The 20,137-nt window shown below is 66.4% G+C and carries 24 protein-coding genes; 12 read left to right on the plus strand and 12 right to left on the minus strand.

Features of this window, described 5'->3' with window-relative positions; all coding sequences use genetic code 11:
- Positions 1–72 precede the first annotated feature (72 nt).
- From glnK to sutA, 4 genes are all read left to right on the plus strand, one after another.
- On the plus strand, positions 73–411 hold the full coding sequence (gene glnK, locus B2X67_RS03715; protein ID WP_003457590.1) for a P-II family nitrogen regulator: 339 nt from the start codon (positions 73–75) through the stop codon (positions 409–411).
- Positions 412–441: 30 nt separating this feature from the next.
- Positions 442–1,758 (plus strand): ammonium transporter, encoded by a 1,317-nt coding sequence (locus B2X67_RS03720; protein ID WP_090224327.1) that lies wholly within the window; start codon positions 442–444, stop codon positions 1,756–1,758.
- Positions 1,759–1,945: 187 nt separating this feature from the next.
- A complete protein-coding gene (locus B2X67_RS03725) occupies positions 1,946–2,371 on the plus strand; it encodes a secondary thiamine-phosphate synthase enzyme YjbQ (RefSeq protein WP_286784656.1) in 426 nt (141 codons plus the stop codon).
- Between the two features lie 68 nt (positions 2,372–2,439).
- Entirely contained in the window at positions 2,440–2,757 is a 318-nt protein-coding gene (gene sutA, locus B2X67_RS03730; protein WP_286784657.1) for a transcriptional regulator SutA, read from the plus strand.
- A 61-nt stretch (positions 2,758–2,818) separates the two neighbouring features.
- On the opposite strand, the gene B2X67_RS03735 is transcribed toward sutA, so the two are convergent.
- The 6 genes from B2X67_RS03735 to lptM form a co-directional block, all read right to left on the minus strand.
- A complete protein-coding gene (locus B2X67_RS03735) occupies positions 2,819–3,520 on the minus strand; it encodes an HAD family hydrolase (protein ID WP_286784658.1) in 702 nt (233 codons plus the stop codon).
- On the minus strand, positions 3,517–4,413 hold the full coding sequence (xerC, locus tag B2X67_RS03740) for a tyrosine recombinase XerC (protein WP_286784659.1): 897 nt from the start codon (positions 4,411–4,413) through the stop codon (positions 3,517–3,519). The genes B2X67_RS03735 and xerC overlap by 4 nt, the downstream gene beginning before the upstream one ends.
- A gap of 51 nt (positions 4,414–4,464) precedes the next feature.
- Positions 4,465–5,163 (minus strand): DUF484 family protein, encoded by a 699-nt coding sequence (locus B2X67_RS03745; RefSeq protein WP_090224318.1) that lies wholly within the window; start codon positions 5,161–5,163, stop codon positions 4,465–4,467.
- A 13-nt stretch (positions 5,164–5,176) separates the two neighbouring features.
- Positions 5,177–6,007 (minus strand): diaminopimelate epimerase, encoded by an 831-nt coding sequence (gene dapF / locus B2X67_RS03750; protein ID WP_286784660.1) that lies wholly within the window; start codon positions 6,005–6,007, stop codon positions 5,177–5,179.
- Between the two features lie 10 nt (positions 6,008–6,017).
- A complete protein-coding gene (gene lysA, locus B2X67_RS03755) occupies positions 6,018–7,265 on the minus strand; it encodes a diaminopimelate decarboxylase (RefSeq protein WP_286784661.1) in 1,248 nt (415 codons plus the stop codon).
- 205 nt (positions 7,266–7,470) lie between these two features.
- A complete protein-coding gene (gene lptM / locus B2X67_RS03760; RefSeq protein ID WP_090224313.1) occupies positions 7,471–7,605 on the minus strand; it encodes an LPS translocon maturation chaperone LptM in 135 nt (44 codons plus the stop codon).
- Between the two features lie 247 nt (positions 7,606–7,852).
- Here lptM and cyaY point away from each other — a divergent pair, with 247 nt between their 5' ends.
- A complete protein-coding gene (gene cyaY / locus B2X67_RS03765; RefSeq protein WP_090224311.1) occupies positions 7,853–8,185 on the plus strand; it encodes an iron donor protein CyaY in 333 nt (110 codons plus the stop codon).
- 22 nt (positions 8,186–8,207) lie between these two features.
- Positions 8,208–8,372, plus strand: coding sequence for a DUF1289 domain-containing protein (locus tag B2X67_RS03770; protein WP_282340208.1), 165 nt, complete (start codon positions 8,208–8,210; stop codon positions 8,370–8,372).
- 17 nt (positions 8,373–8,389) lie between these two features.
- On the opposite strand, the gene B2X67_RS03775 is transcribed toward B2X67_RS03770, so the two are convergent.
- The 4 genes from B2X67_RS03775 to B2X67_RS03790 all read right to left on the minus strand — a co-directional run bounded on the left by B2X67_RS03775 (position 8,390) and on the right by B2X67_RS03790 (position 12,765).
- Positions 8,390–11,257 (minus strand): class I adenylate cyclase, encoded by a 2,868-nt coding sequence (locus B2X67_RS03775; RefSeq protein ID WP_286784662.1) that lies wholly within the window; start codon positions 11,255–11,257, stop codon positions 8,390–8,392.
- Between the two features lie 132 nt (positions 11,258–11,389).
- Complete coding sequence (locus tag B2X67_RS03780; RefSeq protein WP_090224306.1) at positions 11,390–11,638, minus strand: TIGR02647 family protein; 249 nt, start codon at positions 11,636–11,638, stop codon at positions 11,390–11,392.
- Positions 11,639–11,697: 59 nt separating this feature from the next.
- Positions 11,698–12,441, minus strand: coding sequence for a substrate-binding periplasmic protein (locus tag B2X67_RS03785; RefSeq protein ID WP_286784663.1), 744 nt, complete (start codon positions 12,439–12,441; stop codon positions 11,698–11,700).
- A 57-nt stretch (positions 12,442–12,498) separates the two neighbouring features.
- Positions 12,499–12,765 carry a hypothetical protein gene (locus B2X67_RS03790; protein ID WP_090224304.1) on the minus strand — a complete coding sequence of 89 codons (267 nt, stop codon included), beginning with the start codon at positions 12,763–12,765 and terminating at the stop codon, positions 12,499–12,501.
- A gap of 132 nt (positions 12,766–12,897) precedes the next feature.
- On the opposite strand from B2X67_RS03790, the gene B2X67_RS03795 reads away from it, so the two are divergent.
- Positions 12,898–13,872, plus strand: a complete 975-nt coding sequence (locus B2X67_RS03795) for a magnesium transporter CorA family protein (protein WP_286784664.1) — start codon at positions 12,898–12,900, stop codon at positions 13,870–13,872.
- Between the two features lie 7 nt (positions 13,873–13,879).
- On the opposite strand, the gene B2X67_RS03800 is transcribed toward B2X67_RS03795, so the two are convergent.
- Both B2X67_RS03800 and argH read right to left on the minus strand, forming a co-directional pair.
- Positions 13,880–14,290 (minus strand): hypothetical protein, encoded by a 411-nt coding sequence (locus B2X67_RS03800; protein ID WP_286784665.1) that lies wholly within the window; start codon positions 14,288–14,290, stop codon positions 13,880–13,882.
- A gap of 105 nt (positions 14,291–14,395) precedes the next feature.
- On the minus strand, positions 14,396–15,790 hold the full coding sequence (gene argH / locus B2X67_RS03805) for an argininosuccinate lyase (RefSeq protein WP_286784666.1): 1,395 nt from the start codon (positions 15,788–15,790) through the stop codon (positions 14,396–14,398).
- A 150-nt stretch (positions 15,791–15,940) separates the two neighbouring features.
- Between argH and B2X67_RS03810 the strand changes: the two genes are divergently transcribed.
- The 5 genes from B2X67_RS03810 to B2X67_RS03830 all read left to right on the plus strand — a co-directional run.
- Entirely contained in the window at positions 15,941–17,023 is a 1,083-nt protein-coding gene (locus B2X67_RS03810; protein WP_286784667.1) for a sensor histidine kinase, read from the plus strand.
- A complete protein-coding gene (locus B2X67_RS03815; protein WP_286784668.1) occupies positions 17,020–17,763 on the plus strand; it encodes a LytR/AlgR family response regulator transcription factor in 744 nt (247 codons plus the stop codon). Before B2X67_RS03810 ends, B2X67_RS03815 begins: the two co-directional genes overlap by 4 nt.
- 141 nt (positions 17,764–17,904) lie before the next feature.
- Positions 17,905–18,843, plus strand: coding sequence for a hydroxymethylbilane synthase (gene hemC / locus B2X67_RS03820; protein ID WP_286784669.1), 939 nt, complete (start codon positions 17,905–17,907; stop codon positions 18,841–18,843).
- A complete protein-coding gene (locus B2X67_RS03825) occupies positions 18,840–19,607 on the plus strand; it encodes a uroporphyrinogen-III synthase (RefSeq protein ID WP_286784670.1) in 768 nt (255 codons plus the stop codon). Before hemC ends, B2X67_RS03825 begins: the two co-directional genes overlap by 4 nt.
- Positions 19,608–19,623: 16 nt before the next feature.
- Positions 19,624–20,137, plus strand: a 514-nt coding sequence (locus tag B2X67_RS03830; protein WP_286784671.1) for a uroporphyrinogen-III C-methyltransferase, incomplete at its 3' end; no start/stop codon positions are given.

Below are 20,137 nucleotides of genomic sequence, written 5' to 3' on the forward strand. Positions count from 1 at the left end.
AGCCAGACACAGCGCATAGACTTGGTTCAGGTCATCTGTTCCTGGGGCAAGTCATTTACACGGGAGATAGTTATGAAGCTAGTCACTGCCATCATCAAACCGTTCAAGCTGGACGACGTGCGCGAGTCGCTGTCGGAGATCGGCGTGCAGGGCATCACGGTCACTGAAGTCAAAGGCTTCGGTCGCCAGAAAGGTCACACCGAGCTGTATCGCGGCGCCGAATACGTCGTCGACTTTCTGCCCAAGGTGAAGATCGACGTAGCCATCGCTGATGATCAGCTGGACCGCGTCATCGAAGCCATCACCAAGGCCGCCAACACCGGGAAGATCGGTGACGGCAAGATTTTCGTGGTGAACCTCGAACAGGCTATCCGTATCCGTACCGGCGAAACCGGCACAGACGCGATTTAAGCCCCCGACCCCGACCCAGGAGATATACAGATGACTCTGCGTCAGTTCGCAGGGCTTGGAGCCCTTTTGTCCCTTTTCACCCCCGGTTTGGCCATGGCTCAGGAAGTTACCCTGAACTCTGGCGATACCGCCTGGATGCTGACTGCCACGGCTCTCGTGCTGTTCATGACCATCCCCGGCCTGGCGCTGTTCTACGGCGGCATGGTGCGTTCGAAAAACATTCTCTCGGTAATGATGCAGTGCTTCGCCATCACTGGCCTGATCAGCATCGTCTGGGTTGTCTACGGCTATAGCCTGGCCTTCGATACCACCGGTATGGAGCAGGGCGTTGTCAACTTCAACTCCTTCGTGGGTGGCCTGTCGCGCGTCTTCCTCAGCGGCCTGACCGTCGACAGCCTGACCTCGGCCTTCCCGGAAAGCGTGTTCATCACCTTCCAGATGACCTTCGCGATCATCACCCCGGCCCTCATCGTCGGCGCCTTCGCCGAGCGCATGAAGTTCTCCGCCATGCTGATCTTCATGGTCGTGTGGTTCACCCTGGTGTACGCACCGATCGCCCACATGGTGTGGAGCGGCAACGGTGGTCTGCTGTGGGACTGGGGCGTACTGGACTTCGCGGGCGGCACCGTAGTGCACATCAACGCCGGTATCGCCGGTCTGGTTGCCTGCATCGTGCTCGGCAAGCGTAAAGGCTACCCGTCCACTCCGATGGCTCCGCACAACCTGGGCTACACCCTGGTCGGCGCCGCCATGCTCTGGATCGGCTGGTTCGGCTTCAACGCCGGCTCCGCTGTAGCTGCCAACGGCACCGCGGGCATGGCCATGCTGGTCACCCAGATCGCTACCGCCGCCGCTGCCCTGGGCTGGATGTTCGCCGAGTGGCTGACCCACGGTAAGCCGAGCGCCCTGGGCATCGCTTCCGGCGTGGTTGCCGGTCTGGTCGCCATCACCCCGGCCGCCGGCACCGTCGGCCCGATGGGCGCCCTGGTGATCGGTCTGGTCGCTGGCGTGATCTGCTTCTTCTGCGCCACCAGCCTGAAACGCAAACTGGGCTACGACGACTCCCTGGACGCCTTCGGCGTGCACGGCATCGGCGGCATCATCGGCGCTCTGCTGACCGGCGTCTTCGCCGCTCCGGCTCTGGGTGGCTTCGGCACCGTCGAAGACATCGCCGCTCAGCTGTTCATCCAGTTCAAAGGCGTTGCCTTCACCGTTGTCTACACCGGCATCGTGACCTTCGTGATCCTCAAGGTTCTCGATCTGGTCATCGGCCTGCGTGTCAGCGACGAGACCGAAACCGTTGGCCTCGACCTCGCCGAGCACAACGAGCGCGGCTACAACCTGTAATACGCTTCAAGAAGAAAAGCCCGGTTCGCCGGGCTTTTTTTTGCCTGCGAAACGGCCACCGCCTTGCTATACAGAGATCGCAGCATGCGGCGAAGGTCGCCACCACCGGCTAAATTGAGGCCCTGGCTGGCCTTTGTTTTTTCCGGCGTCGCGCTAGAATGCGCCCGCCAAAAGGGGAGAACGCCAGATGTGGCTGCAGCGATCGATCACCTTGCGGGCGCGTCCGCGTGGTTTCCACCTGATAACCGACGAAGTGCTGAACGTTCTGCCGGAACTGTCCCGTTATCGGGTTGGTCTGTTACACCTGTGGCTGCAGCACACGTCGGCGTCGTTGAGCGTCAACGAGAATGCCGACGCTGCGGTGCGTCGAGACTTCGAGCGGTTCTTCAACCGTCTAGTGCCGCAGGGAGCCGACGGCTATGAACACGATTACGAAGGCCCCGACGATCTGCCGGCGCACTTCAAGGCGAGCCTGCTGGGCTGCCAACTGAGTCTGCCGATAGCGTCGGGCGAGTTGGCGTTGGGGACCTGGCAAGGTGTCTACCTCGGTGAGCACCGCGACCAGGGCGGTGCACGGCGGTTGATCGCTACCCTGCATGGCGAAGTTTGCTGATTTTTTCCTGTCGCGCAGTGCAGCGGCGGGACCATAACAACCTGCTTATCGCGAGCGTGAGGTCGAACATGAGCGACGAAGAACTGGAACAGGACGAACTGGAAGGAACCGACGAGGACGAAGGCGAGGAGCTCGCCGCTGCCGAAGACGTCGATAGCGAAGACAGCGAGAGCGAGACCCCTGCCCCGGCCGGCAAGAAGGCCAAGGCAGCCATCGAGCCCGAAGAGCTGCCCAGCGTCGAAGCCAAGCAGAAGGAGCGTGACGCCCTGGCCAGAGCCATGGAAGAGTTCCTCGCGCGCGGTGGCAAGGTGCAGGAAGTGGAGCCCAATGTGGTCGCCGATCCGCCCAAGAAGCCCGACAGCAAGTACGGCAGCCGCCCCATCTGAGGCTGTCCCGCCGATGAAAAAGCCCGCCATGTCGCGGGCTTTTTCATGGCTGGCGTTCGGCTCAGTCGCGGTTCCAGGCGTCCAGCAGCGCCGGCAGCTCGGTCAGGCTGCGAATCTGCGCATCCGGGGCGCCCGGTTGTTCCCAGGCGTTGCCGAGCGGGTTGTACCAGACTGCGCGCATCCCGGCCGCCTGGGCGCCGAGGATGTCGTCGCCGGGATGGTCGCCGATATGCACGGCACGCTCGGCCTGCGCATCGGCGCGGCGCAGCGCTTCCTGGAACGGGTGCGGATCGGGCTTGCCGACGCCGAGCTCCTCGGCGCAGAGGGCGAAGCGAAAATAGTCGGCCAGGCCCAGGCGGCGGACGTCGGCGTTGCCGTTGGTGATCACGGCCAGCGCATAGCGCCCGGCGAGTTGCTCCAGGGTGGCGATGGTGTCCGGAAAGAAGGTGATCTGGTGACGGGCATCGAGCATGGTCTGGAACGCGCCCTCGGCGAGTTCGCGCGCCTCGCCTTCGCCGTGGCCCAGCTCCGCCAGCGCATGGAACAGCGTGCGCCGGCGCAGTTCGCTGAGGCGATACCTGAGGCCGGGCTCGGCTTCCACCAGGCGCGAGCGGATGCCCCACAGATGATCGACCGGCAACGCGCCCAGGCGCGGCGCGTGGAGGTTGAGCCAGTCGCGCATGCTGCGCTCGGCGGCGACGATCACCGGGCGGTTGTCCCACAGGGTGTCGTCGAGATCGAAGGTGACCAGTTGGATGCTCATTCGGGTTCGCTGCGCCTCTTCGCCCGCGGGTGGGCACTGTCATAGACCTTCGACAGGTGCTGGAAGTCCAGGTGCGTGTAGATCTGCGTGGTCGCGATGTCGGCGTGGCCGAGCAACTCCTGCACTGCACGCAGGTCCTGCGACGACTCCAGCATGTGGCTGGCGAACGAGTGGCGCAGCATGTGCGGATGCACGTGCTGACCCAGTTCGCGCACGCCGGCCAGATGCACGCGCTGGCGGATCGCGCGCGCGCCCAGGCGCTGTCCCTGGCGGCTGATGAACACCGCGCGGTCCGCCGGATTGGCCAGCGCACGCAGGCCGAGCCAGGTGTCCAGCGCCTGGCGTGCGTGGCGGCCGACGGGCAACTCGCGGACCTTGTTGCCCTTGCCGTGTACGCGGACCAGACCGGCCGACAGGTCGAGGCCGTCGAGGTCGAGGCCGGCCAGCTCCGACAGTCGCAGTCCGGATGAGTAGAACAGCTCGAGCATGGCGTGATCGCGGCGGGCGAGGAAGTCGTCCTCCACCGCGCCATCCAGCAACTGTTGGGCGCGATCGGCGTCCAGGGTGCGCGGCAGGCGCTTCTGCGCTTTCGGCGGGCTGAGGCCCGCGGCAGGGTCGTGGTTGGAGCGACCTTCGCGGATCAGATAGCGGTACAGCCCGCGGGTCGCCGAGAGCAGTCGTGCCAGGCTCGGGCTCGACTGTCCGCGCTGGTGCAGCTGGGCGATCAGGCGGCGCAGGCGGCGTGTATCCAGCGACTGCCAGTCGGGCAGTTGCTCTTCTTCAGCGAAGGCGAGCAGCTTGCCGAGGTCGCGGCGATAGCCTTCCAGCGTGTGTGGCGAGACCTGGCGTTCGCTGCGCAGGTGCTCCAGATAGGCGTCGAGGTCGTTCTGCATGGGGCTCCGGTCAGGCGTGTTCGCATCCAGCGGAGCGCCGCGCCGGGCGGTTCAGCGCACCGAGCGCAGCGGCGCCGAAAAACCCGGCAGCACGCGGGACAGCACTTCGCCCAGGTAGCTGAGGAACAGCGTGCCCAGCGAGCTCTTGTAGTGTTGGGGATCGGGGCTGCCGACCGCGAGCAGGCCGTGCAGGCCCTGATGGTTGAGTGCGACCACCGCGGCGGAGCCGACCTTCTCGCGGTCTTCGTCGCCGAAGAGGAAGGCCAGCTCGTGGCTGCGCAGCACGCCGCAGAGGGTCTTGCTGCCGCTGAGCAGGCCGCCGACCGCCTGGTGCGCTTCGGCGACGCTCACCGAGCGGCCAACGCCCAGCGGCGTTTCGCTGAACAGGATCAGGCTGACGAAGGGCACCTGGAACTCGTGACGCAGGCTGTCTTCGACGGCGCTGACCACTTCTTCCAGGCTGCCGGCATCGAGCAGGTCAAGCACCAGGCGGCGGGTCTTGTCGAACAGCCGGTCGTTGTCGCGGGCGACATCCATCAGCTGCGACAAACGATGGCGCATCTCGATGTTGCGCTCGCGCAGCAGCTTGACCTGGCGCTCCACCAGCGACACCGCCTCGCCCCGCGAATGCGGGATGCGCAGCTCCGGAATCAGCTCCTCGAAGTCGACGAAGAATTCCGGATGCTCGCGCAGGTAGGCGGCGACCGCGGCGGCGTCGAGTACAGGCGGCTCTTGGTTTTTCTCGCTCATCGCTGGCTCTTGTTCATAGACGGACCTGGCCTTCGTACACGCGTACGGCGGGGCCGGTCATGATAACCGGGTGACCGGGACCTGCCCACTCGATGGCCAGACGGCCGCCGGTGAGGTCCAGGTGCAGCGGCGAATCCATCCAGCCCTGTTGGATCGCGGCGACCGCGGCGGCGCAGGCACCCGTTCCGCAGGCCTGGGTTTCGCCGGCGCCGCGTTCCCACACGCGCAGGCGAGCCAGTTTGCGGTCCAGCACCTGGAGGAAGCCAACGTTGACCCGCTGCGGGAAGCGCGGATGCTGTTCCAGCTTCGGCCCCAGCGTGCGCACCGGCGCCGCTTGTACGTCGTCGACGCGCAGGACGGCGTGCGGATTGCCCATGGACACCGCGGCCAGCTCGACGCTTTCGCCGTCGACCTCGACCCGATAGCTCAGCGCCTGGCTTTCGGCCTGGAACGGAATCTCGCTCGGCAGCAGGCGCGGTGCGCCCATGTCGACGCTGATCTGGCCGTCGGCGCGCAGGGTCAACTCGATGATGCCGCCCTTGGTCTCGACGCGAATCTCGCGCTTGCTGGTCAGGCGTTTGTCGATGACGAAGCGTGCGAAGCAGCGCGCACCGTTGCCGCATTGCTCCACTTCCGTGCCGTCGGCGTTGAAGATGCGATAGCGGAAGTCGACGTCCGGATTGCTGGGCGGTTCGACGATCAACAACTGGTCGAAGCCGACGCCGGTGTGCCGGTCGCCCCACTGGCGGGCGTGTTTGGACTGGATGTGCGCGTGCTGGCTGACCAGGTCGAGGACCATGAAGTCGTTGCCCAGGCCGTGCATCTTGGTGAAGCGCAATAGCATGGTCGGGCCCTCAGACCGGTAGCAGGCTTTCGCCCGCGTAGAGTTCTTCGAGGGTTTCGCGGCGACGCACCTCGTAGGCCTGCTCGCCATCCACCAGCACCTCGGCGGCGCGGCCGCGGGTGTTGTAGTTGGAACTCATCACGAAACCGTAGGCCCCGGCCGAGCGGACGGCCAGCAGGTCGCCCTCTGCGAGTGCCAGTTCGCGGTCCTTGGCGAGGAAATCTCCGGTCTCGCAGATCGGGCCGACCAGGTCGTAGCGGCGCTTCTCGCCGTCGCGCTGCTGCACCGGCACCACGTCCATCCAGGCCTGGTACAGCGCCGGGCGGATCAGGTCGTTCATCGCCGCATCGACGATGGCGAAATCCTTGTGCTCGGTGTGCTTGAGGTATTCGACCTGGGTCAGCAGCACGCCGGCATTGGCGACGATCGAGCGGCCCGGCTCGAACACCAGGGTCAGCGCGCGGCCGTCGATGCGCTGGCGCACCGCGGCGATGTAGTCGCTGGCCAGCGGCGGGGTTTCGTCCTTGTAGCGCACGCCGAGGCCGCCGCCGAGGTCGAGGTGGCGGATCGCGATGCCGCGCTCGGCGAGGCGGTCGATCAGCGCCAGCAGGCGGTCGAGGGCATCGAGGAACGGCGGCAGGCTGGTCAGCTGCGAGCCGATGTGGCAGTCCACGCCGAGCACCTTGAGGTTCGGCAGGCTGGCGGCGCGTGCGTACACCGCCTCGGCGTCGGCGATGGCGATGCCGAACTTGTTTTCCTTGAGCCCGGTGGAAATGTACGGGTGGGTACCGGCGTCGACGTCGGGGTTCACTCGCAGCGAGATGGCGGCGCTCACGCCCTGTTCGGCGGCGACTTCCTGCAGGCGCTCCAACTCGTCGGTGGACTCGACGTTGAAGCAGTGCACGCCGACTTCCAGCGCGCGGCGCATGTCGTCGCGCGATTTGCCCACGCCGGAAAAGATCACCTTGCCGGCATCGCCGCCAGCGGCGAGTACACGCTCGAGTTCGCCGCTGGACACGATGTCGAAGCCGGCGCCCAGGCGCGCCAGCAGGTTGAGTACGCCCAGGTTAGAGTTCGCCTTGACCGCGAAGCAGACCAGGTGCGGAACACCGGCCAGCGCATCGGCGTAGGCGCGGTACTGCGCCTCGATATGGGCGCGCGAGTAGACGTAGGTCGGTGTGCCGAAGCGTTCGGCGATGGCGGACAGCGCCACGCCTTCCGCGAACAGCGAACCGTCGCGGTAGTTGAAGGATTCCATGATGCCTCCTCGGTGGAAGCGCCCGTTCCGCTGGCACTCGGTGCGGCGGCCGCGGGCGGCCTCGTCGAACCCGTTCCCGATCTGTTGCGGCGCGATAGCGGCCTTCGGAAGGCTCGGCTACGAAGCGCGGATTCCGCTGCCTTGGGCCTTGCGGGCCACTTCAGGGGGCGTCCGGCGCCGGCTCGCCAGATCGGGAGTCAGGTTCCTAGAATTCGAAACGATCTTTGCTGTTGGCGGCCTTTTCGTCGTCCGGATGGTACAACGGGCCTTTCTGGCCGCAGCCGGCGAGGGTGGCGCTGAGCACGACCAGCGCGAGGAAGGGAAGCAGCAGGCGCTTCATGGCGAAAATCCTTGTGAAAAGCGTGATTGCGCCGGAGTATACCGGCCGCCCGGCGCCTTGCCTATGCGCAGGACTCCCGTCCGGCGCGGCTTACGGCGGTTCTCGCGGGGCATTGGCGGAGGTCCGACGAATGGCCCCGCGATGGCTGCCGAAGGGCGGCAACGGCATCGCCCGGCCATCGTCGCGACTGGCGTGCCGGGAGATGATTGGCTACGACAAGACTGTTCCATTGACGAGGATTCACCCGATGAGCCTGAGCGAAGCCCGCTACCATGACCTGATCGACGCTGCCCAGCAGGAGATCGAGGACGTGTTCGACGACAGCGACCTGGACGTCGATCTGGAAAATTCCGCCGGGGTCCTCACGATCGGTTTCGAGAACGGTACGCAGGTGATCCTCAGTCGCCAGGAGCCGCTGCGCCAGCTGTGGGTCGCCGCACGTTCGGGCGGTTTCCATTTCGACTACGACGAGAAGAGCGCGCGCTGGATCTGCGACACCAGCGAAGAGCCGCTGGGCGAACTGATGGCGCGCGTGACCCGCGAACAGACCGGCAGCGACGTTGAGTTCGAGGAACTCTGAGCCGACGCCGGGCGCGGCGCCGGTGGCGTCGCCCTGCTGCCGGCGCTGCTGCCTCGACGCGCTGGACGTCTGCCTGGGCTGCGGCCGCAGCCTCGAGGAAATCCTTCAGTGGAGCGAGTCGGACGAGGCGCGTCGTCGTCAGATCGTCGATGCCGCCGCCGACCGTCTGCGCAACCGGCAGTCCTAACCTTTTCCCCTTCGCGCTCAGGGCGTGCCCAGCAGCGCCGTGTTCAGCGCCTCTTCCAGCTTGGCCTTGTAGCGCAGATAGTCGATGGTCTGCAGCTGGCCGTCGCGGGCCACCTGCGAGAGGTCCAGATCGGTCAGGTAGCAGCGATATCGCTCGTTTTCGCGACGCTGCTCGACAATGTGCCGGGCCACGGCGGCGAACAGGTCGGCGCCGTATTCCAGTTCGGAAAACTCCCGGTCATTGCAGTACAGGGTGACGTTCTCGCGCACGCTGTCCAGCGGCTCGACGATCGCCTGGACGTTGTAGAAAAACGGGTTGTCCGAACTCTGCGGCGCGGCGCGGCGCTCCAGGCGCTGGGCACGCAGGGGCGGCGCCGGCAGCACTTCGTAATAGCGGATATCCAGCGGCAGCGCCGGCAGCTCGTCCAGCGGCTGCGACGCGTTGCGCCGGTAGAGCACCGACTGCAGGAAGCGCTGCAGCGGGTTGAGCAGGCTGTGTTCGTCGCGGAAGGGCAACTGCTGGCGCCACAGCGCATTGCGTTCGTCGAGCACGCTCAGCTCGGCGAAATCGCCGGCCAGGCGGTAGAACACCTGGATGCAGTCGGCCTGCCCCAGCGGCAGGATCAGCGCCAGCTCGCTGCCCTCCAGCGCGTAGCGGTCCAGGTGCAGCGGGCTGAAATGGCCCAGCCCCGCGCCCAGGTGCTCGACCAGCGCCGGCAGGTCGGCGAGGGCTGCGTGACTGACGGCCTGGCCGGGATTCAGTTCGAGGAGGTGGTACTGCTGCTGGACCTGCACCAGGTAGCGGCTGTTGCGTTCGCCGTCGAGGTGGCCGAGCACGTCGTGGAACAGTTCCTCCACGCGCTGGGCGATCGCCGGCGCCCGGTTGCGGCAGAAGCAGCGCACCCGCAGGTCCGGCCGCGCGCGGCCCGCGGGCAGGCTGTCGAGGAAGCTGCGCAGGCAGTCGAGCAGCGCGAACGGGCCGTCGAAGCGGGTGACCAGCATCTCGTTCCAGCTGTTGAGGGTGACCTGGTCGAGGGTCAGCACCAGGTTCTCGCGCGCACCGGCATAGCCCAGCGCGTCGGTGCGCTCGGTGGTCAGGTGCACGTTGAGCTGGCTGTGCTGCCTGAGCGGGTCGACGCCGACGTTCACCAGCAGCAACACCTCGCTCGGCGCGCTGGCGCGCAGCAGGGCGCTTTCTCCGGCGGTCGGCAGCGGCAGCGGGAAGACCTGGCGCAGGCTGGTCAGCAGGTTGTTCAGTTCGAATTCGCTGAGGTCGGAGCTGCCGGCGTGCAGGGTAAGTCGCGTGCTGGCGTCGATGACGCCGTTGCGATGGCACCAGGCGAGCAGCCCGATCAGCTCGCGGGCGCGTTTGATCGGTGCGAAATCCTGCCATTCCTGGGCGTTCAGGTTGCCGCCGAACAGTGCCCACTGGCTTTCGCCGTTGTATTCGCCGAGCGAGGCATGCACCAGGGTCAGCGCGTCCTCGGCGAGGTCCGGGGCGATCCCCGGGTTGACGTTCTCGACCTTGCCGGCCTTGCGCTCGAAGGCGGCGTAGAGGCGCCGGCCGAGCACTCCGAGGTCGCGGCTGTTGAGCGAGCTGCCGACCTGCAGGTTGCGCGCGAACTGCGAGAGGAAGCGGTAGCTGTAGGTCAGCTCGTTGACCAGTGCGCGGCGTTCGGCGCTGACCTGGCGGACTTTCCACTGGCTGCGGCTGTCGAGCATCGCCAGTTGTCGCGACGGCCATTGCCACTCGTCGGCCAGACGCTCGAGGAGCAGGCGCTGCCAGCTTTTCGCCCGACCGCGCGCGGGTCGGCTGAGCTTCTTGTTGATCTTCAGGTAGAGGCTTCGGCGCACCAGCTCCAGGCGCTCCTGCTCGCCGCGTTCGCCGAGGTACTCCTCCAGTCGGCGCAGCACGACGATGTAGGGGTCGAGTTCGTCGAGGTCCAGCTGGTTGGCGAACACCGCGCGCTTGAAGCGCAGCGCCAGGCATTCGACCTGCGGGTGCTCGCTGGCGTAGACCTCGGTGAGCAACAGCTTGAGCACCGACTTATAGGGCGACTCGATGCCCTTGAACAACTGCCACATGCCGGCGCCGATGAATTCGCTGGGCGGAATCCGCGCCAGGTGGCCGAGGTCGAGCACCTCCTCGGCGCGGATGAAACGCTTCGACAGCAGCGTGTGTACGTACGCGGCATAGCGCTGCTCCTCGTACGCCGGCACCAGCCACCACACCGGCGTGCGTCCGCCGAGCCAGATGGCGGTGCGATAGAACTCGTCCAGCAGCAGGTAGTGCTGGGTGGTGCCGCAGTCGTCCGAGGTCAGCTTGCCTTCGCGCTCGCCGCTGGTGAAGCGCGAGGGGTCGATGAGGAAGAAGTGCGCCTCGGTGCCCTGGGTGGTGGCCCAGGCTTCGAGTTGATCGCACTTGCGCTGCAGCTCCGCGACTTCGGCGGCGCTCAGCTCGGGGGCGTGGCAGACCCAGATGTCCATGTCGCTCTGATCGGCCTGCGCGACGGTGCCCAGGCTGCCCATCAGGAACAGGCCGTGGATCGGTTGCCGGGGCTTGCCGGCGAGTGGGTTGCCGGTGCGCTCGCGGTAGGCGAAGGAACGGGTCAGGCGCTGCGCTTCGGCGAGGATCTGGTCGTCCGGCTGAAAGCCCGAAAGGCCCGCCGGGGTGGTGCCGGAGACGTAGCCCGGAAGCAGCGGGTGGTTGACGTGGAACAGCAGCGGCATCAGCCGCAGGACCAGTTGCTGGCGCGTGGAAAGCATCTGCATGGCGCGCTGCAGGCGACCGTCATTGACCTCCAGGTAGCGCGCGCGAAGCTGCTTGAGCACCTTGCGGTCGATACCCTCGTCGATGTCGGGGCGAATTTCGTGGCTGCGCGACATGGCGGGTCCGCGTCGAATGAGGGCGTCCAGCCTATCAGGAGCTGCGCCGGATGCTCAGTGTATCGGGCGTTTCGGGGCGTTCTTGAGGGGGAAACGCCGGCGCAGAGGCCGGCGAAGCGGGGCGGTCCGGCGTCAGGCCGTTTCGGGTTCGAAGGCCAGGATGGTCAGCAGCGATTGGGCATGCTCGGCGGCGTCGAGGCCGAGGCTGGTCAGGTAGCCGCCATCGGCGGCATCGACCAGGCCCTTGTCGTACAGCCGGCGAACGGCGGCGATGGCGGAAGGCGCGGCAGTGTGGTGGATCTTCAGTCCTTCCTGGGTGTTGGCCAGGTTGAACAGGGCGAGGATTTCGAGTTCTGCGATCAGCTCGGGCGTATAGGACATGGCAACTCCAGAGGTGTGAGCCCACCTACTTTGGGCGGGCATCAGCAGTGTAGCCGCGATCAGTCGGATGTTTCATGACGCCAGGCAGTCAGGATGCGCTCATAGCGTCCGTTTTCGTGAATGCGCTGCAGGCCCTCGTCGAAACGCCGCCGCAATTCGTCGGCCCCCGGGTAACGGCGGGAAAACGAGAGGCTCAGCTGCGGACGCAGAACGCTGGCGACCGCCACGAACTGGTCCTGCAGGGCCGGCGTCTCGCGAAACAGCGCTTCGCTGGTGCCTCTATAGGCCACGCAGTAGTCGACGCGCCCGCGCTGCAGCATCAGAAAGCCGTTGAGATCGCGGCGCACCGGCACCCGCTTCAGGGTCGGGTGCTGATCGATGAGCGGCCCGTATTCGTAGCCGATCACCATCGCTACCTTCTTGTCTGCCGGTTGGTCGAGGTCGTTCAGGGCCACCGCCTGGTCGCGGCGCGCCCAGAGCATCAGTTCGGCACTGAAGAGGGGCTGGGACAGCTGGAACTCAGCGGCGATGCGCCGCTCCGGTGCGGTGTTGAAACATCCGGCGATGGTGCCCTGGCGGGCCAGCTGCATGCAGCGCGAGTAGGGATAGGCGACCAGTTCGACATCCGCGCCGGCCGCCTCGAACGCAGCCCGGACGATGTCCGCCGACATGCCGGTTATCTTGTCGTCGCGCAGGGCGGTGTAGGGATACCAATCGTCTTCGGCGCCGACCACGTAGTGTTCGGCCAGCGCCTGCTCGCCAAAGAGTGCAGCGGCAAAAAACAGCAAACGCAGTACGAGCATGAACGAACGGCCGGCAATGAGTCCACGGACGCCAAGCAAGAGTCCAGCCAGCCGTGTTCAGTCGTCCTCCGGCAGTTCCGGCAGAGCGCGCAGCGCCTGCTCGTACCAGTCCATGTCGAAACCGCGGTCATCGCGCAGCATCGTGCGGATTTCCTGGGCCAGCACCTGCGCCATCAGGGCGAGGATGTCTTCGCGCTCGTAGCCGACCAGGGTCAGCTTGTTGAAGGTGGCCTGGGCCGCCGCCGGCTCACCGGCCTCGAGCTGGTTCTCGATGGCTTCGATCAGCCGCGCTTCGGCGAAGGCTTCGTCGTCGTTCTCGTTCATGCCGTTTCCCTGCAAAATGAACCGCCAGTTTGCCATGCGCGCGGCCTTCCGGGGCGGGCGCAAGAACGAATGAGCAGCGCCGCGGCTCTATTGCTGGCGTCGAGCCGATGAACGTCCTGGAGTCTTGCCCGCATGATCACCTACTACCTGCCCAGCAGCGAGGGCCTGCGCGCCTGCCATCCCGAGAATCTCGATGCGCTGCCGCCCGAGGTGCTCTGGATAGATCTGCTGAACCCGACCGCGGACGAGGAGCGGGTAGTGGAGAAGGCCCTCGGTGTGGGCGTGCCGACGCGCGAGGAAATGGCCGAGATCGAGGATTCCTCGCGCTTTTACGAAGAGAACGGCGCGCTCTACATGACGACCAGTGTGGTCACCGGCATCACCCAGAAACACCCGCGTTCGGAGGAGTCGTCCTTCGTGCTGTCCGAGCGTTGGCTGGTGACCGTGCGCTACAGCGAGATGACCGCGTTCCGCACCTTCGTCAACAAGGCCGCGCGCCAGGCCGACTGCCATCAGAGCAGCGACATGCTGTTCGCCTCGCTGCTGGACAGCATGGTCGACCGCATCGCCGATGTGCTCGAGGAGCTCCAGGCGCAGCTCAACAGCCTGTCGCAGCACATCTTCAGCGAGACCCGCGAGCGCGCCCAGGAAAAGGCCGACCTGCAGCGGGTGATCAAGGACCTGGGGCGCTACAACTCGCTGCTGGCCAAGCTCAACGAAAGCCTCCTGAGCATCGGCCGGCAGATCACCTACGTGCGCCAGGCCGGCAACGGCTGGCTCAGCGAGGCGGCGCGCACTTGGCTGAAATCCAGCGAGCGCGACGTGCGCTCGCTCAACGACTACCAGACCAAGATGTCCGGCGAGATCGTCTTCCTGCTCGACGTCACCCTCGGGCTGATCAACATCGAGCAGAACAGCATCATCAAGGTGTTCTCCATCGCTGCCGTGCTGTTCCTCCCGCCGACGCTGGTCGGCACCGTGTACGGGATGAACTTCAAGGTGATGCCGGAACTGGACTGGACGCTGGGCTACCCGATGGCGCTGGGCATGATGGTCGGCTCGGCGCTGCTGTCCTATGCCCTGTTCAAGTACAAGGGTTGGCTGTGAGCGTCGCTCAGGCGCTGGCGCTCACCGTGTTGCCCGTGGCCCTGCCGCCGGAGTCCTTGACCGCCTTCATCAGCATTGCGTAGGCCTGGGTCAGCGAACTGGTCAGCGAGGCGACCTCGGTCTGGGCCGCCTGCAACGCCGCCTGACTGGCTTCGGAATCGGGATTCGCGCTGGCGTCGCGGCTCGCCTGGTCCAGACGCTTCTGGGCTTCCTTGAGCTGTTCCTGAAGCCTGGCGATCATTTCCTTTAACTTGTCCACCGTGCTGCCGCTCGAGCCGCTGGCCTTGGCGGCGGTCGCCTGGTAGGGCTTGCCGATCGACAGCTTGCCGCCGGTCGCGGCGTCGCTGTTGGCAACGGCGCCGTTGGCGCTGCTGGCGATGCGCGTATGCGCGTCGAGGTTCTGGCTGATGCGGGTCATTGCAGCCTTCCCTTAAGAGGTTTGCCAGGCTATCGGCCATCGAACGCCCGACTTGAGGTCGATGGCGGCGGGAAAGGGCCGCCGAATGCGGCCCGGAGCGGCGGCTCAGCGCGTCGCGAGCAGTTCCCTGCCGCGCATCACGGCGGCGCGGACCTGCGCCGGCGCGGTTCCGCCGACGTGGTCGCGGGCGTTGACCGAACCTTCCAGGGTCAGCACGGCGAACACGTCCTGCTCGATCTGGTCGCTGAACTGGCGCAACTCGTCGAGGCTCATCTCAGCCAGGTCCTTGCCGGACTCGACGCCGTACTTCACCGCATGGCCGACGATCTCGTGGCAGTCGCGGAACGGCAGACCCTTGCGTACCAGGTAGTCGGCAAGGTCAGTCGCGGTGGAGAAGCCGCGCAGCGCCGCCTCCCGCATGATGGCGGTTTTCGGCTTGATCGCCGGGATCATGTCGGCGAAGGCGCGCAGCGAATCGCGCAGGGTGTCGGCGGCGTCGAACAGCGGTTCCTTGTCTTCCTGGTTGTCCTTGTTATAGGCCAGGGGCTGGCCTTTCATCAGGGTCAGCAGGCCCGTCAGGGCGCCGAACACGCGGCCGCTCTTGCCGCGCACCAGCTCAGGCACGTCGGGGTTCTTCTTCTGCGGCATGATCGAGGAGCCGGTGCAGAAGCGGTCGGGCAGGTCGATGAACTGGAACTGCGCGCTGGTCCAGAGCACCAGCTCTTCGGAGAAGCGCGACAGGTGCATCATCGCCAGCGAGGCGGCGGCGCAGAATTCGATGGCGAAGTCGCGGTCGGACACGCCGTCCAGCGAGTTGCCGCCCACCGCCTCAAAGCCGAGCAGCCGGCAGGTGGTTTCGCGCCGGATCGGGTAGGTGGTGCCGGCCAGTGCGGCCGAGCCGAGTGGCATGCGATTGGTGCGCTTGCGGCAGTCGACCAGGCGCTCGTAGTCGCGCGACAGCATCTCGAACCAGGCCAGCAGGTGGTGGCCGAAGGTCACCGGCTGGGCGGTCTGCAGGTGGGTGAAGCCGGGCATGATGGTGTCCGCTTCGCGCTCGGCCTGCTCCAGCAGGCCCTGTTGCAGGCGGGTGATCTCGGCGAGGATCAGGTCGATCTCGTCGCGCAGCCAGAGGCGGATGTCGGTGGCCACCTGGTCGTTGCGCGAGCGGCCGGTGTGCAACTTCTTGCCGGTGATGCCGATGCGGTCGGTCAGGCGCGCCTCGATGTTCATGTGCACGTCTTCCAGGTCGACGCGCCAGTCGAAGGTGCCGGCTTCGATCTCGGCCTGGATTTCCTTAAGGCCGTTCTCGATCGCATTGCGCTCGTCGACCGTCAGTACGCCCGCTTCGGAGAGCATGCTGGCGTGGGCGATGGAACCCATGATGTCGTGCCGATAGAGGCGCTTGTCGAACTCGACGGAGGCGGTGAAGCGGGCGACGAAGGCGTCGACGGGCTCGCTGAAGCGGCCGCCCCAGGATTGGTTGGTTTTCTCGGCACTCATGGACATTCTCTCGACTGGACGCGGGCCGCAGGAGCGGCCTGAAACTGCGGCGATGATAACAAAAGCCGCCGGCGGCTTCAGGGCGCTGCTGTGGGCCGCGGCCTTTGCCTGTAGCCTGTGCCGAAAATCACAGGAGGGAGGCCCGCGGGGATGCGAGTCGACTGGCTGAAACGCGCCCGCACCACGGCGCCCATCGATGACTTCTTCGTGCCCGCGCTGTGCGAGCCCGAGGCGCTGCTGGCGCTGGTCCTGCTCGCCGAGTTGCTGGTGCTGGTGCTGGTGCTCGCCGAGCCGATGCTGCCGGGCTTCAACTGGTTGCGCCTGGCGCTGAGCTCGCTGTTCGTGCAGTGGATCGTGTTGCTCTCCGCCGCCGTGCTTTGCCGCCTGCGCCCGCTCCTGGCGCGTCTGCGCGCGGCGCTGGCCGGCGCGGTGTGCTGCGCGATCGTGGTCGCGCTGACACTGGGCTGCACCGCGGTCGCCGATCATTTCAGCCTCGGGGGTCCGCTGCCGCGCAGCGGCGAGGTCAATCTCTACCTGCGCCATGGCTTGATCGGGCTGATCATGTCCGCGCTGCTGCTGCGCTACTTCTATCTGCAGAGCCAGTGGCGCCGCCAGGAGCAGGCCGAGCTGCGGGCGCGGATCGAATCGCTGCAGGCGCGCATCCGTCCGCACTTCCTGTTCAACAGCCTGAACAGCATCGCCAGCCTTGTGGTAGTCGATCCGTACAAGGCCGAGCAGGCGGTGCTCGATCTATCCGACCTGTTCCGCGCCAGCCTGGCCAAGCCCGGAACGCTGGTGTCGTGGAGGGACGAGCTCGAATTGGCGAAACGCTATCTGTCGATCGAACAATATCGGCTTGGCGAGCGTCTACAACTTGAGTGGCAGGTGGAGGGGGTGCCAGACGATCTGCCGATTCCGCAGCTGACCTTGCAGCCGCTGCTGGAAAACGCGCTGATCTACGGTATCCAGCCGCGCATCGACGGCGGTCTGGTGTGCATCGAGGCTGAGTACGAGGCTGGAGTTTTCATGTTGCAGGTGAGCAATCCCTACGAAGAAATCGCCGAAGCGAGACCCTCCAGGGGGACGCGTCAGGCGCTGGAGAACATTGAAGCGCGTATCACGGCACTTTTCGGGCCAAGGGCGAGTCTCAGCGTGGAGCGCCGTGATGGACGGCACTTCAGCTGTCTACGCTATCCTTGTGCAAGACTCACGCAGGAAGCCAGAGCAATATGAATGTCCTGATTGTCGACGACGAACCTCTCGCTCGTGAGCGCCTTAGCCGACTGGTGGGCGAACTTGATGGTTATCGTGTTTTGGAGCCCTCGGCCAGCAATGGCGAAGAGGCGCTCACCCTGATCGAAAGTCTGCGGCCCGACGTGGTGCTGCTGGACATCCGCATGCCCGGCCTGGATGGCCTGCAGGTGGCCGCTAAACTGTGCGAGCGCGATGCGCCGCCAGCGGTGATCTTCTGCACCGCGCACGATGAATTTGCCATCGAGGCCTTCGAGGTCAGCGCGGTGGGTTACCTGGTCAAACCGGTGCGCGCCGAGGCCCTCGCCGACGCTCTGAAAAAGGCCGAGCGGCCCAACCGTGTGCAGCTCGCCGCGCTGACCCGGCCCTCCGTCGAGCACAGCGGTCCGCGCAGCCACATCAGCGCGCGCACCCGCAAGGGCATCGAGCTGATTCCGCTGGATCAGGTGGTATTCTTCATCGCTGACCACAAGTACGTGACCTTGCGCCACGAGGGCGGCGAGGTGCTGCTGGACGAGCCGCTCAAGGCTCTGGAAGACGAATTCGGCGATCGCTTCGTGCGCATCCACCGCAACGCGCTGGTCGCCCGCGAGCGTATCGAGCGCCTGCAGCGCACGCCGCTCGGGCATTTCCAGCTGCACCTGAAGGGTCTCAACGGTGATGCGCTGACCGTGAGCCGGCGCCATGTCGCCGGCGTGCGCAAGCTGATGAACCACCTCTAGCGGTTTCTACGCCGCGGCCCCGTCCGGCGGGCCCACCCGGCAAGCCGCGTTCCGACGTGCGCCCGGCCCTGAGCCGGGTCAGCGATGCGTCGGCCGCGGCCTGTTATCATTCGGCGCAGTTCATTCTCTGGAATTGCCCCGATGTCCCGCGAAATCCGCATCGCCACCCGCAAGAGCGCCCTGGCCCTTTGGCAGGCCGAATTCGTCAAGGAAAGCCTTGAGGCCGCGCATCCCGGCCTGAGCGTCAGCCTGGTCCCGATGGTCAGTCGCGGCGACAAGCTACTCGACGCGCCGCTGGCGAAAATCGGTGGCAAGGGGCTGTTCGTCAAGGAGCTGGAAACCGCGCTGCTGGAGAACGAGGCGGATATCGCGGTGCATTCGATGAAGGATGTGCCGATGGATTTCCCTGCCGGGCTCGGCCTGTTCTGCATCTGCGAACGCGAAGACCCGCGTGATGCCTTCGTCTCCAACACCTACGACAGCCTCGAGTCGCTGCCGGCCGGCAGTATCGTCGGCACCTCCAGCCTGCGTCGCCAGGCGCAATTGCTGGCGCGGCGCCCGGACCTGACCATCCACTTCCTGCGCGGCAACGTGAACACGCGTCTGGCCAAGCTGGATGCCGGCGAATACGACGCCATCATCCTCGCCGCCGCCGGGCTGATCCGGCTGGGTTTCGAGTCGCGCATCCGCGCCCGCATCAGCGTCGAGGACAGCCTTCCCGCCGGTGGCCAGGGCGCCGTCGGTATCGAATGTCGTACCGCCGACCTCGACCTGCACGCGCTGCTGGCGCCGTTGAACCACGCGCCGACCGCGGTGCGGGTCAACGCCGAGCGGGCGATGAACAAGCACCTCAATGGCGGCTGCCAGGTGCCGATCGCCTGCTACGCCGAGCTGGAAGGCGAGCAGCTCTGGCTGCGTGGCCTGGTCGGCCAGCCGGATGGCGGCCTGCTGTTGCGCGCCGAGGGCCGAGCGCCGGCGGACGAAGCCGAAGCCCTGGGCGTGCGGATCGCCGAGGCGCTGCTGGCGCAGGGCGCGCAGGACATTCTTACGGCGGTCTATGGCGAGGCCGGGCAGCCGTGAAACCCGGCTGGCGTCTGCTTCTGACCCGTCCGGCGGAGGACTGTGCCAGCAGCGCCACGCAGCTCGCCGAGCACGGCGTACATGCCAGCTGCATGCCCTTGCTGGAGATTCAGGCGCTGGAAGAAAGCGCCGAGCAGCAGCGCATACTGCGTGACCTGAACCGCTATCACGCGGTGATCGTGATCAGTAAACCCGCCGCGCGCATCGGCCTCGCACGGCTGGCGAGCCACGGGGCAGAGGTGCCGGAAGGTCTGCGCTGGTTCAGCGTCGGCGCCGCCACCGGAGCGCTGCTGCGCGACCACGGGCTGGACGCCTGCTGGCCGCAGACGGGGGACGACAGCGAGGCCCTGCTCGCCGTGCCGCAGCTGGCCGAGGTGCTGGCGCAGGCCGCGCCGCGGATTCTGATCCTGCGCGGGGAGGGCGGCCGCGAACTGCTCGCCGAGCGGTTGCGTGAACGCGGTGCGCAGGTCGACTACCTTCCTCTTTATCGCCGCGCCCTCCCGGAATACCCTGCGGGCGCCCTGGCCGAGCGGGTCCGATCGGAACGCTTGAACGGCCTGGTGGTCAGCAGTGGGCAGGGTTTGGAACATCTGCGCCTGCTGGCAGAGCAGGCCTGGCCGCAGCTGGCCGGGTTACCCTTGTTCGTACCGAGCCCACGGGTCGCCGAGCTGGCCCGCGAAGCCGGAGCCCGAATCGTTGTGGATTGTCGCGGTGCCCAGGTCGCGGCGTTGCTGGCGGCGCTGGAGGACCGGCCCGCCCCCTGATGCAAAGGATGGATACGTGAGCGAAACCGACGCGAAGATCGCCGAAGCCCAAGACCCCGTCACCCCCGTCGAAGTCGCTGCCGAGCCCAGGCGGCCGGGCAACGGCGTTGCCGTTCTGGCGCTACTGGTGGGCATCGCCGCGCTGGCCGTAGGCGGCTGGGCAGGCTGGCAGTCGCATACCCAGCAGCAGCTCGAACAACGCCGCCAGGCCGAGCAGGCGAGCCTCGCGGAGCAGGTCGACGAACGCCTGCAGCAGAGCAATCAGCAGGTCGAAGCCCGCCTGCAGGACTTGCCCAGCGCGCAGAGCATCGACGAGCAGCGGCGTTTGCTGGTGACCCTGCAGGGCGACCAGCAGCAGCTGGCGAAGACCATGACCAGCGTGCTCGGCGCCAGCCGCGAGAGCTGGCGCCTGGCCGAGGCCGAACACCTGCTGCGCCTGGCGATCCTGCGCCTCACCGCGCTGCAGGACATCGCCAGCGCCACCGCTCTGGTGCAGGGCGCCGACGACATCCTGCGCGCGCAGGACGATC

It is taken from the genome of Pseudomonas sp. UBA3153, assembly GCF_002364635.1.
GTDB classification, from domain to species: Bacteria; Pseudomonadota; Gammaproteobacteria; order Pseudomonadales; family Pseudomonadaceae; genus Pseudomonas_O; species Pseudomonas_O kuykendallii.